Raw genomic sequence first — 11,562 nt, 5'->3', positions numbered from 1 at the left:
CCCGTTCCCGTCGACCCGCCCGACAAACGTGCCGGCCGGGGCCGCGACCTGCACGGCGGCAGGCGGCCGGGCCGCGACCGGCGCGGCGGCAGCGCGGGCCGGTCAGGCGTCGTCGCTTAGCCGCACGTGCCCGCTGCGCCCCACTGCGGTGGGGCCGCTGAGCACCGCGAGCGAGCCGGGGCCGAGGTCGGGCGGCATGGCCCGCTGGTTGCCGGCCTCCCGGGCCGCGGTGCGCACACCGGGCGTGGGGTCGGCCGGGGTGGGTCGCGCGGCAGCCATGTCACCCACGGTAGGAACGCCGAGGTGGGCGGACATCACCCGCACCGGGTGAATCCGAACGATCCACAACGATAGATATGGACAGATCCCCCACCCGGTGGCGAGGATGCCGTAATGGGAGCATACGAGAGCACCGGCGAGGGACCCACGAGGTCCACCCGCCGCACCTTCCTGTCCGCCTCCGCCGTCGCGACCGCCGCCACCGTCGCCGTTCCGCTGACCACCGGGCCGACCGCGGCGCAGGCCGCCCGGCCCGCCGGGCCCGGCCACCCGACCCGACCCCAGACCCCGGACCGCGAGCTGCGTGCCCTGCTGCGGGAGGTGGACCGCGACCGGATCGAGGCCATCGTCCGCCGGCTCGCCGCCTTCGGCACCCGGCACACCCTCTCCCGCCAGGACGACCCGGTCCGGGGCATCGGGGCCGCCCGGGACTGGATCTTCGAGCAGCTCTCCGGGTACGCCGCCGCCTCCGGCGGCCGGATGACCGTGGAACTCCAGTCCTACCTGCAGGAGCCGGCCTCGCGCATCCCGGTCGCCACCCGGATCACCAACGTGGTCGCCACCCTGCGCGGCGACGTCAGCCCCAACCGGGTGTACGTCGTCACCGGCCACTACGACTCGCGCGCCACCGACGTCATGGACGCGGTCAGCGACGCCCCGGGCGCGGACGACGACGCCTCCGGCGTGGCGGTGCTGATGGAGCTGGCCCGGGTGCTGGCCACCCGACGCAGCGAGGCGACCATCGTCCTGGCCGCCGTCGCCGGCGAGGAGCAGGGCCTCTACGGCTCGGCGTACCTGGCGAAGCAGCTCAAGGCCGCCGGCGTCGACGTGCAGGGAATGTTCAGCAACGACATCATCGGGTCCAGCACGGCCGACGATGGCACCCGCGACCCGCGCGCCGTCCGGCTCTTCGCCGAAGGGGTGCCGACCGCGGAGACACCGGCGGAGGCGAGCACCCGGCAGTCGGTCGGCGGGGAGAACGACTCCCCGTCGCGCCAGCTCGCCCGGTTCGCCAGCGACGTCGCCGAGAACGGCGCCACCGGGATGCGGGTGCGGGTGATCTACCGGCGGGACCGCTACCTGCGCGGCAGCGACCACATCTCCTTCCTGCGCGAGGGCTGGCCGGCCGGCCGGTTCACCGAGCCCCACGAGGACTTCGCCCACCAGCACCAGGACGTCCGGCTGGTCGACGGGGTGCAGTACGGGGACCTGCCCGAGTTCTGCGACTTCGACTACATCACCCAAGTCGCCCTGGTCAACGGCGCGGTGCTCTGGTCGCTCGCCCAGGCGCCGGGCACCCCGAAGGGCGCCACGATCGTGACGACCAACCTCACCAACGACACCACGCTGCGCTGGCAGCGCGGCGACGAGCCGGACCTGGCCGGGTACGAGGTGGTGTGGCGGGAGACCACCGCCGCCGAGTGGCAGCGGGTGATCCCGGTCGGCGACGTCACCGAGGTGACCGTGGACCTGTCAAAGGACAACGTCTTCTTCGGCGTACGGGCCGTCGACCGGGACGGCCACCGCAGCCCGGTGGCGTTCCCCCGACCGGGCAGCTGACCTGTTCCGTTGCGTTTCGCGGGGCCGGCGGGGCCGGCGCGCCGGCCCCGCCGGCGCCGCGTCGCCGCGGTGGCAACCTCCCGACCGGCACCGGTCAGGCCGGGGCGGTGATCGCCCAGCGCTCGTGGTCGCGCCACGCCCCGTCGATGAAGAGGTAGTCCGGCGAGAAGCCCTCCAGCCGGAAGCCCAGCTTGCGGGCCACCCGCCGGGACGGCTCGTTGCCCGGCTGGATGTTCGCCTCGACCCGGTGCAGGCCCAACGTGTCGAAGGCGTGCGCCAGCACCAGCCCGATGCCGGCCGAGGCGTGCCCGGTCCCGCTGTAGGGCAGGAACGCGGCGTAGCCCATGAAGCCGCCGCGCAGCGGACCCATGATGATGCCGCTGATGTTGACGTACCCGGCGATCCCGCCGCTCGGCCGGTCGCAGATGAGGAAGCTCTGCTGATCGCGGCGGCGCGCCTTGGCCAGGTACGCGGCGAACTTCTCGGCGGTGTCGGGGGCGGTCAGCCAGGGGTGGTGCAGGTCGCGGCTGCGGCGGGCGGCGGCGACGAACTCGGCCTCGTCGGCGGGACGCGGGCGTCGGATGCCGACCGGGCCGGCGCTGCGCAGGTATCTCACGCCCGACGACTCTGGTCCCGACGGCGGGCCTTGTCCAACCGGAATCCGGGGTCCCGAGCGGAACGTGCCGACCGCCCCCGGCCTCAGCCCGGGCGGTGGTAGGTGGGCTCGACCGGCATCGGCACCTCGAGGAAGGTGGCGCCCCGCAGGTCCAGCCAGGCCCGGTCGGGTGCCCGGACCAGCCGCAGGATCACCTCGGAGCAGACCGGGCAGCGGCCGACCAGCCCGGGCGCGTGGGAGAAGACGTGCAGCCCGGCCAGCGGGCTGAGCGACCCGCACGACTGGCAGCGTGAGATCGCGGGGCTCAGGTCGACGGCGAACAACTCGCGCAGCGGACCGTCGAGCATGTTGCCGTCGACGTAGGACATGTCGGTCATCGGGCCTCCTCGGGCGTTCACGCGGTGGGGCCGAACCGTTCGGTGCGGACCCGCCGGCTCTGGTGACCCAGCCCTACCAGCAGGTCCGCCACGGTCTCCACGAAGCCGGTGGGCCCGCAGACGTAGCAGAGCGGTTCGAGGTCGGGCGGCCAACCGTGGGTGTTCACGTCGACCAGGCCGATCCGGTGCGGCGCGCCCCGCCACCCGTCGGGCGCCTCCCGGGTGTAGACGTACGCCACGTCGAGGCCGTGGTCGTCACGGGCCCGGGTGCGCAGCTCGTCGGCGTAGATGACGTCGGCCGGGGTGCGGACGGAGTAGATCAGCCGGAACGGCGTCCGGCTGCCGGCGGCGCGCCGGGCCCGGACCATGGCCATCAGCGGCACCACCCCGGAGCCCCCGCCGACCAGCAGCACCGGCGCGGTCTCGTCGGGGCGCCAGACGAAGTACCCGCCGAGCGGGCCGCGCACCTCGATCGGGTCGCCCTCGGCGTAGGTGTCGAGCAGGTACGGCGACACCTCGCCGTCGTCCACCCGCTGCACGGTCAGCGCGATCCGGTCGCCGTCGGCCGGCGCCGCCAGCGAGTACGACCGGGCGGCCTGGTAGCCGTCCTCGGCGGTCAGCCGGATGTCGACGTGCTGCCCGGCCACGTGCGCGGGCCAGCCCGGCGCCTCCAGGACCAGGGTGTGCGCGGACGGCGTCTCGACCCGGCGCTCCACCAGCCGGGCCACCCGCCAGGAGAGCGGGGCGCTCAATCGCCGGCGTAGCGCTGCTCGCGCCACGGGTCGCCGTAGTCGTGGTACCCGGCGGTCTCCCAGAAGCCGGGTTGGTCGTCGACCAGCAGGCGGATGCCGCGCACCCACTTCGCCGACTTCCAGAGATACAGGTGCGGCACGAGCAGCCGGGCCGGGCCGCCGTGCTCGGCCGGCAGCGGCCCGCCCTCGTACGTGTGCACCACCCAGGCCCGCCCGCCGCGCAGGTCGTCCAGGGGCAGGTTGGTGGTGTAGCCCCCGTAGGAGTGGGCCAGCGCGTACCGGGCGGTGGTGTCGACGCCCTCGAGCAGGGTGTCCAGCGAGACGCCCTGCCAGTTGGTGCCGAGCTTGGACCAGTGGGTGACGCAGTGGATGTCGACGGTCGGGTTCTCCTGCGGCAGCCCGGCCATCTCGTCCCAGGTCCAGCGGAACTCGGCGCCGGTCTCGGTGGCGAGCACGAACTCCCAGGTGTCCAGCGGCACCCGCGGCGTCGGACCCGCCGACAGCACCGGAAAGTCCTCCGTCAGGTACTGCCCGGGCGGCAGGGCCGGCCCGATTGAACGGCGCCGGCCCTGAAAGCCCGGTGACACGATTCCCACCCGTCAGTCGTACCACTGGCGGCGCCTCCGCGGGGGGCGTTTGGCCGTACCCCCCGCCCCGGCCGAGGGCGTCAGTGCCGCTCGGAGACGACCTCCGGCTCGCCGGGGACCTGGTCGCGGGTGGCGCGCAGGCTGGTGACGGTGACGACGATCAGCACGCCGATGATCACGCCGAGGGAGGCCAGCGTCGGGATCTCCGGTACGCCGGACCAGATGCCGTGCGCCCAGTGCAGGCCGAGCTTCACGCCGATGAAGGCGAGGATGATCGCCAGGCCGTAGCTGAGGTGCACCAACCGGCTCAGCGCGGCGTGCAGGACGAAGTAGAGCGCCCGCAGGCCGAGCAGGGCGAAGGCGTTGGTGGCGAAGACCAGGTACGGGTCCTCCGTGATGCCGTAGACGGCCGGCACCGAGTCGACGGCGAAGACGATGTCGGTGGCCAGCACCGCGACCACGACCAGGGCGAACGGGGTGAGCGCCCGGCGGCCCTGCTGGCGGATGGTCATCCGGGTGCCGTGGTAGTCGTCGACCACCGGCATCACCTTGCGCAGCAGCCGGACCGACCGCATCTTGTTGATGTCGACCTCCTGCTCGTGCCCGGAGAGGGCGTCGCGCAGCAGCTTGATCGCGGTGACGATCAGGATGAGGCCGAAGAGCAGGAAGGCGAAGTCGAGGGTCTGCAGGGCGGCGGCGCCGAGGGCGATGAAGACCGCGCGCAGCACCAGCGCGCCGGCGATGCCGTAGAGCAGCACCCGCTGGGCCAGCGCCGCGGGCACCGCGAAGGCGGCCAGCAGCAGCATGAATACGAACAGGTTGTCGACCGAGAGGGACTTCTCGACCAGGTAACCGGTGAGGTACTCCACGCCCTGCTGTGAGCCGAACCGCGACCAGATCCAGGCGCCGAAGGCCAGCGGCAGCGCGATGTAGAAGGCCGACCAGCCCAGCGCCTCCCGCATGGACACCTCGTGCGGGCGCCGGGTGACCAGGAAGTCCAGCACCAGCAGGACCAGCACGCCGACGATGGTGACCGCCCAGAGGGTGGGCGAGCCCACCGACGACAATTCGGCGGCAGACAGGTACGACGATCCGGTCATGGGGCCTCCTCGAACACGGTGCAATGTTCGAGGTCTCCTTCACCCGCGCTTTCGCGGGCAACCACCCGAGGCGAGCCCGGGCCCGCCGTACTGACCGGAATGGTTTGTGGGAAGTACTCCCCTCGTCCGCCAAGGTTAGGCCGGGCTCACTGCGTACGCCAAGTCCGGCCGGCCCTGGTTGCCCTGGTCAACCGCTGGATGCCGGCGGTCGGCCCAGTCGGGGGTGGGACGTGGGAGCCGGTGGGCCTATGGTGACGCGATGACCGACGACGCCCCCACCGCCCCGGTCGGCCCGCTCACCGGCGTACGCGTGGTCGAGCTGGCCGGCATCGGCCCCGGCCCGTTCACCGCGATGATGCTCGCCGACCTCGGCGCCGACGTGGTCCGGGTCGACCGCACCACCCCGGCCGGCCTGCTCAGCCCCCCGGAGGACCTGCTCAACCGCAACCGCCGCTCGGTCGCCGTGGACCTGAAGTCCGACGCCGGGCGCGAGGTGGTGCTGGCCCTGGTGCGCGACGCGGACGCCCTGGTCGAGGGGTACCGGCCCGGGGTGACCGAACGCCTGGGCCTGGGCCCGCGGGAGTGCCTGGCGGTCAACCCCCGCCTGGTGTACGGGCGGATGACCGGCTGGGGCCAGGACGGCCCGTACGCGCACACCGCCGGCCACGACATCGACTACCTGGCGCTGACCGGGGCGCTGCACGGCATCGGCCGGGCCGGGGAGCGCCCGGTGCCGCCGATGAACCTGCTCGGCGACTTCGGCGGCGGCGGGATGATGCTGGCCCTCGGCATCGTCGCCGCCCTCTACGCCGTCCGGGCCGGCGCCCCCGGCCAGGTGGTCGACGCCGCCATCGTGGACGGCGTGTCGGTGCTCAGCACCCAGATCCACGCGCTGCGCCAGCTCGGCATGTGGCAGGACCCGCGCGGGGTCAACCTGCTCGACGGCGGCGCGCCGTTCTACGACACGTACGAGTGCGCCGACGGGCGGCACCTCGCCGTCGGGGCCCTGGAGCCACGCTTCTACGACGAACTGGTCCGGCTCACCGGCTTCCCGCTGGCCGACGACGAGGCCCTCGACCGGCACGACCCGGCCAACTGGCCGGCGCTGCGCGAGGCGTGGGCGCGGCTGTTCCGCACCCGAACCCGCGACGAGTGGGCCGAACTGCTGGCCGGCTCGGACGCCTGCGCGGCGCCGGTGCTGGACTGGCGCGAGGCGCCGGAGCACCCGCACCTGCGGGCGCGGGGCACGTTCGTGGAACACGCCGGGCGGACCCAGCCCGCCCCGGCGCCCCGGTTCTCCGCGACCCCTACCGCCGTCCGCCGGCCCCCGCCCCGACCCGGTGAGCACCCCGACGAGCTGCGGGCCGAGGCCGGCTTCGACGCCGAGCGGGTCGCCGCCCAGCGGGCCGCCGGCGCGGTGGCCTGAGCCGTCCCGTCCCCGGCTCAGGCGCGGCGCAGCACGCTCCCGCCGGGGGTGAGCGCCGGCTCCACCATCTGCCGGTAGTCGCGCGGCAGCTGGGTCACCACGTCGTCGAACTCGCCGCCGGTGAGCGCCTCCCGCAGGGTGGTGAACACCGCCCGGACAGCCTCCCGGGCGGCGGTCTCGTCGATCTCGGCCCGTTGCGCGACCCGGGCGACGAACTCGGCGGCGCCGAACCGTTGGGCCGCCTCGATGCTCGGGCCGGGCTTGAGGACCAGCTGCAACGGCGCGGGCAACTGGCTGGCGAGGTCGAGGACCTCCCCGCCGGTGAGCCGCTCGGCGAGGGTCTTCAGCGTCGCGTGAGTCAGCCGCACGGCCCGCTCGGAGTCGGTCCGGGTCCGCCGGGCGACCTGGTCGACGAAGGTGTCGTAGTTCATCGGGGCGTGCTCCCTTCGGCGTCGGACGGGTCGCGTACCCGACCCGGGGCGTCGGAAACGGCGCCGATTTCCTGGCGGCTGGGCGCGTGACCCGGGGCCGGACGGGTAACCGCCGCCGGTCGTGACCGGATCGAGGCGGCGAGGGAGCTCACGCCATGGCGAGTTACACCGACGTCCTGCAGTACCTGTCCAGCCTGGACTACCCGGCGGAGAAGGACGACGTGGTGCGCGAGGCGGAACGGGAGGGCGCCCCGCCGGAGGTGCTCAAGGCGTTGCGCGCGCTGCCGCCGGTGGACTACGCCAACGGCAACGAGGTGGCCCGTTCCGCCGCCATCGACGCCGCCCCGGAGCTGAGCCCGTCGCAGCGGGCCGCGCAGGAGCGGGAGCGCCACACGCGGGTCTCGCAGCACCTGCGCCGCATCTGAACCGCCGGCGCGCGGTGCGGGCAGCCACCGGGCCGCCGAGGTACCACCCGTGACCGGTCGGACGCCGCACGGGCACACCCCGGCCGCCGTCCAGCTCACCGTGATGGGCGTGGTCGGGTTGTGCGCCGGCGGGCTGTTCGCCGCGCTGGTCTCCCCCGGCCTGGCTCCGCTGGTGGGCTGGGACGCCGCGGCGTTGTGCTGGCTGCTGCTGGTCTGGCGGACGCTCTGGCCGCTGGACGCCGGGCGCACCGCGGCGCTGGCCGTGTACGAGGACCCCAACCGGGCCGTCCGGGACGTGCTGCTGCTGATCGCCTGCCTGGCCAGTCTGCTGGCGGTCGCGCTGGTGCTGACCAACGCGCGTACCGCGCACCCGGGCGTGTACCGGGACGCCTCGGGCGCGCTCGCCATGGCCAGCGTGCTGCTGTCCTGGTGCGTGGTGCACACCGTCTACACCGCCCGGTACGCGCGGATCTACTACACCGGCCCGGACGGCGGGGTGGACTTCCACCAGCCCGGCAAGCCCTGCTATCTCGACTTCGCGTACGTGGCGTTCACCATCGGGGCCACGTTCCAGGTCTCCGACACCAACCTGACCAGTCACGAGATGCGCCGGACGGTGCTGGGGCACGCGCTGCTGTCGTACCTGTTCGGGGCGATCATCATCGCCGCGACGGTGAACCTGCTGGCCACCCTGGCCCGGTGAAGTCCGCGGGGCTCGGCGGGGGAAACAGGCGGGCGCCCCGGGTCACGAACCGCGACCTGGGGCGCCACGCGTACCTGTCCCTGGCGGGTCCACGCCCGAACCGGGTCGCGTACCGCCAAGCGGTGGATGCTCGCCCGAACCGGGCGGGCATCGCTGCCACGATCATCATACGATATGACATCACCCGTACGGCTGATTTTGCCAAGACTGTGGGCCACGGCACCCGTGGCTCAGCGGGTCACCTCGGCGTACCGCTGCTCCAGGTCGACCCGGGCCAGCGCGCCGACCAGCCACGCCAACCGCTCCGACTCGCCGCTGCCGGCCAGCTCGGCGAGGTCGTCGGCGGAGCGGCCGAGCCCCAGCCGGCGGGCGGCGGTCAACGCCCGCTTGTCCGCCACCGGCGCGACCTCCCGCCACAGCGCCTGCGTCTCGCGCAGGAACAGGTCGGCGACCGTGTCGTCCACTCCGGGCAGTTCGGTGAGCAGCGCCCGCTCCCGACCCGGGTCGTGCCCGGCCGACGCGCGCAACCGGCGCAGGTCGCCCCGGTACCGCTCGACGACGGTACGGGCCAGGTCGCCCAGGAGATTCGCCAGCTCGTCGACGTCGCCGCGCTGACCGGCCTCGCGCAGCACGCGGGTCCGGTCGGCGTGCAGCGAGCGGGCCAGCCGGGCGGCACTGTCCCAGCCGTTGGCGGGCAGGGCGTGGGCACTGTCCAGGGCACGCCGGAAGTCACCCCGGCGGGCCAGCAGCACGGCCAGGCAGAGCAGCTGGAACAGACTCGACGGGTTGTTGGTCACCCGGAAGCCGTACTGCTCGGCGAAGCCACGGCCGGCGCCGGCGAGCCGACGTACCAGCCGCTTCCTGTCCTCGGTCATCACACTGCGGGTCATGCCCCGCGACTACCCGCCCCGACGGGGGACACACGCCTGCCGGTCAGCCCCGTACGTCGCCGCGCCGGTCGCGCGCCTTGAGCCGGGTGGTCGGCATCTCCGGGGCGGGCAGCGGCGGGGCGGCGTCGTCGGCGACGACCCCGAACCGCCGGCCGGCCATCCAGTCCTCCCGGGCGGCGGCCACCTCCTCGTGCGAGCGGCCGACGAAGTTCCACCACATGACCAGGGGCTCGTCGAACGGCTCACCGCCGAGCAGCATCAGCCGGCTGCCCGCGGCGGCCCGCAGGTCCAGCCGGTCCCGGCCGGCGCCCAGGTAGAGCAGCGCGCCGGGGGCGAGGTCCAGGCCGTCGACCTGCGCCGCGCCGGACATCGCCAACAGGCCGTACTCGAAATCGGGTCGCAGCGGCAGCGTCGCCGCCGCCGCGTCGCGGGCCTCGAGCTCGACGCCGAGCAGCGGGGTGTGCACCACGGCCGGCGAACGTTCGCCGCGCAGCTCGCCGACGAGCAGGGTGAGGTCGAGCTCGCCGTCGCGCCAGCGGGGCAGCTCGGCGTGGTGGGCGAAGTCGGCGGCGCCGGCCCGCGCCGGGTCCGGCAGCGCCACCCACAGCTGCACGCCGTGCATCACCGGCGGATGGGTGGCCGGTGACCGTTCCGAGTGGGCGATGCCGTGGCCGGAGGTCATCACGTTGAGCTGGCCGGGGCGGATCGGCTGGACGTTGCCGAGGCTGTCCCGGTGCACGATCTCGCCCTCGAGCAGCCAGGTGACCGTCTGCAGTCCGGTGTGCGGATGCGGCGGCACCTCCATGCCGGGCCGCTCGGCGACGTCGTCCGGGCCGAAGTGGTCGACGAAGCACCACGCCCCGACCAGCCGGCGCTGGCGCTGCGGCAGCAGTCGCCGCACGGTCGTGTAACGCCCCAGCGGCACGTCGTGGCCGGGCAGCAGCACGCTGCCCGGATCGACCGGGGCCACGCCGGGCGGTCGGGTCTGTGCCGGCAACGATTCGGTACGGTCCACCGCCCGACTCTATGCCGACGGTGGGCTCGCGCACCGAGGGTGGCCCGGTTCCCGTGGAGCACTGCCGCTTCCAGGTGCGCCGCACCCCTATTCGGCGCCGATCGTGACCCGGTTGGCGCCACCCACCAGGTCGACGTAGATCCGGTCGACCGAGCGGTCCCAGTTCGGCGAATCCACCACCTCCCCGACGGCGAGGCCGTCGTGCCGATCGTCGTACACGGTGACGCCGCCCGCGCCGGAGGCGGCGCGGACCCGTACCGGCGGGGTGCCCGGCGCCCGGATCGTGAACTGGCTGACGCCGCCGGTCATCCGCACCGTCAGGGTGCCGACGGTGGGCGGCAGGCTCAGGTCGACGCGGGCCGCCCCGCCGACCAGGTCCACCCCGGCCAGCCGGGCCTCCCCCAGGTCGAGCTGATGCGCGCTGACCCCGCCCACCAGGCGGAGCCGCCACACCAGCCGCGAGTTGAGCACCACGTCGACCGAGCCCGCCCCGGACCGGCCGCTGGCGGCCAGGCGCAACCGCACCCGGTCCCCGAGCACCTCGGGCCGCGGCACCACCCCGGAGTCACCGGGGCTGCTGATCCGGTAGAGCTCGTCGCCCAGTTCCGCGGTACGCAGCCGGACCGCGCTCACCCCGTCGACCAGCTCGAACGTCGCCCGGCGGCGGCCGGCCACCGGCGCGGTCAGGCTCTCCTCGGCGGCCGCCTGCGCCTCCTCCGCCGCCTGTGCGGCCTCTGCCGCCCCCGCGCCTCCCGGCTCGGCGCCGACGGTGACCGACGGCGCACCCCGTCCACCGGAGAAGGCCACACCGAGCCGGTCCGGGTTGGCCAGGGTGACGGTCACCGCGAGCGCGCCGAGCGCCAGCACCACGATGGCGGCGGCGGTCAGCAGGCGGGCGCCGCGCGGCCAGGACGGATCGTCCGGCGGGGATTCACCGGTCACCACGACGGACGGCTCCCGGCCCTCCCCCGTGACCTCTGTCGTCGGATGGTCTCCCCGGTCCGGCTCCGCCATGCTGCACCCCTTTCACGGTCCCCGCCGGGCAGTACGTAACCCCGGTCGGGACGGATCAGTGCTTGGGGGTGGGAGGTTGCTCTTTCTGCTGGCCGGGTGCTTGGTGCTCGTTCCTCGGGCGGGCTCGTCGGGATGGGGGTTGGCCGTTTGAAGGCGACGGTTCGCTCGCTGCCCCGTGCGTTGCGGTGGTCGGTGGGTTGGCTGTGGCCCGCCGTGCCCGGCTCCGGGCGGTCAGGCTTGATCGCTGCGCCGGTCACGGCGGGCCACACCCCCGTCGTGGGCGGCCGCCACGCGGCCCTCACCGCCACACACCCCCGACCGACACGCACCCTGGCCACGTCGCCGATCACCGCACTGACCTTGGCCTGTCGCCGCACCGCTGCCCAC

Annotated in this window: 14 protein-coding genes; 4 read left to right on the top strand and 10 right to left on the bottom strand. The window is 74.2% G+C overall.

What is annotated here, in order from left to right:
* Window positions 1-102: 102 nt before the first annotated feature.
* The gene (locus KBX37_RS21740) at window positions 103-279 is read right to left on the bottom strand and encodes a hypothetical protein (protein ID WP_210777763.1); all 177 of its coding nucleotides are present in this window, start codon (window positions 277-279) and stop codon (window positions 103-105) included.
* 114 nt (window positions 280-393) lie between these two features.
* Between KBX37_RS21740 and KBX37_RS21735 the strand changes: the two genes are divergently transcribed.
* Window positions 394-1,839, top strand: a complete 1,446-nt coding sequence (locus tag KBX37_RS21735) for a M20/M25/M40 family metallo-hydrolase (RefSeq protein WP_210777762.1) — start codon at window positions 394-396, stop codon at window positions 1,837-1,839.
* Window positions 1,840-1,933: 94 nt separating this feature from the next.
* On the opposite strand, the gene KBX37_RS21730 is transcribed toward KBX37_RS21735, so the two are convergent.
* The 5 genes from KBX37_RS21730 to KBX37_RS21710 all read right to left on the bottom strand — a co-directional run bounded on the left by KBX37_RS21730 (window position 1,934) and on the right by KBX37_RS21710 (window position 5,271).
* Window positions 1,934-2,455, bottom strand: coding sequence for a GNAT family protein (locus tag KBX37_RS21730; protein ID WP_307849151.1), 522 nt, complete (start codon window positions 2,453-2,455; stop codon window positions 1,934-1,936).
* Between the two features lie 83 nt (window positions 2,456-2,538).
* Window positions 2,539-2,832 (bottom strand): DUF6510 family protein, encoded by a 294-nt coding sequence (locus KBX37_RS21725; protein ID WP_210777761.1) that lies wholly within the window; start codon window positions 2,830-2,832, stop codon window positions 2,539-2,541.
* A gap of 17 nt (window positions 2,833-2,849) precedes the next feature.
* Complete coding sequence (locus KBX37_RS21720; RefSeq protein WP_210777760.1) at window positions 2,850-3,584, bottom strand: ferredoxin reductase; 735 nt, start codon at window positions 3,582-3,584, stop codon at window positions 2,850-2,852.
* The gene (locus KBX37_RS21715; RefSeq protein WP_210777759.1) at window positions 3,581-4,171 is read right to left on the bottom strand and encodes a sulfite oxidase-like oxidoreductase; all 591 of its coding nucleotides are present in this window, start codon (window positions 4,169-4,171) and stop codon (window positions 3,581-3,583) included. Before KBX37_RS21715 ends, KBX37_RS21720 begins: the two co-directional genes overlap by 4 nt.
* Window positions 4,172-4,251: 80 nt before the next feature.
* Window positions 4,252-5,271 carry a TerC/Alx family metal homeostasis membrane protein gene (locus tag KBX37_RS21710; protein ID WP_210777758.1) on the bottom strand — a complete coding sequence of 340 codons (1,020 nt, stop codon included), beginning with the start codon at window positions 5,269-5,271 and terminating at the stop codon, window positions 4,252-4,254.
* A gap of 259 nt (window positions 5,272-5,530) precedes the next feature.
* On the opposite strand from KBX37_RS21710, the gene KBX37_RS21705 reads away from it, so the two are divergent.
* Window positions 5,531-6,697, top strand: a complete 1,167-nt coding sequence (locus KBX37_RS21705) for a CaiB/BaiF CoA-transferase family protein (RefSeq protein WP_210777757.1) — start codon at window positions 5,531-5,533, stop codon at window positions 6,695-6,697.
* A gap of 17 nt (window positions 6,698-6,714) precedes the next feature.
* On the opposite strand, the gene KBX37_RS21700 is transcribed toward KBX37_RS21705, so the two are convergent.
* A complete protein-coding gene (locus KBX37_RS21700) occupies window positions 6,715-7,128 on the bottom strand; it encodes a DUF2267 domain-containing protein (protein WP_210777756.1) in 414 nt (137 codons plus the stop codon).
* A gap of 155 nt (window positions 7,129-7,283) precedes the next feature.
* On the opposite strand from KBX37_RS21700, the gene KBX37_RS21695 reads away from it, so the two are divergent.
* Complete coding sequence (locus tag KBX37_RS21695) at window positions 7,284-7,553, top strand: DUF2795 domain-containing protein (protein WP_210777755.1); 270 nt, start codon at window positions 7,284-7,286, stop codon at window positions 7,551-7,553.
* Between the two features lie 49 nt (window positions 7,554-7,602).
* On the top strand, window positions 7,603-8,256 hold the full coding sequence (locus KBX37_RS21690) for a DUF1345 domain-containing protein (protein ID WP_210777754.1): 654 nt from the start codon (window positions 7,603-7,605) through the stop codon (window positions 8,254-8,256).
* A gap of 230 nt (window positions 8,257-8,486) precedes the next feature.
* On the opposite strand, the gene KBX37_RS21685 is transcribed toward KBX37_RS21690, so the two are convergent.
* The 3 genes from KBX37_RS21685 to KBX37_RS21675 all read right to left on the bottom strand — a co-directional run bounded on the left by KBX37_RS21685 (window position 8,487) and on the right by KBX37_RS21675 (window position 11,175).
* A complete protein-coding gene (locus tag KBX37_RS21685; protein ID WP_247658638.1) occupies window positions 8,487-9,146 on the bottom strand; it encodes a hypothetical protein in 660 nt (219 codons plus the stop codon).
* Between the two features lie 43 nt (window positions 9,147-9,189).
* Window positions 9,190-10,161, bottom strand: coding sequence for a pirin family protein (locus tag KBX37_RS21680; RefSeq protein WP_210777753.1), 972 nt, complete (start codon window positions 10,159-10,161; stop codon window positions 9,190-9,192).
* An 87-nt stretch (window positions 10,162-10,248) separates the two neighbouring features.
* A complete protein-coding gene (locus KBX37_RS21675) occupies window positions 10,249-11,175 on the bottom strand; it encodes a hypothetical protein (RefSeq protein ID WP_247658637.1) in 927 nt (308 codons plus the stop codon).
* Between the last annotated feature and the right edge of the window lie 387 nt (window positions 11,176-11,562).

Origin of the sequence: Micromonospora sp. U56 (genome assembly GCF_018070095.1) — a bacterium.
GTDB classification, from domain to species: Bacteria; Actinomycetota; Actinomycetes; order Mycobacteriales; family Micromonosporaceae; genus Micromonospora; species Micromonospora purpureochromogenes.
This window is presented reverse-complemented; position numbering and strand designations above follow the sequence as displayed.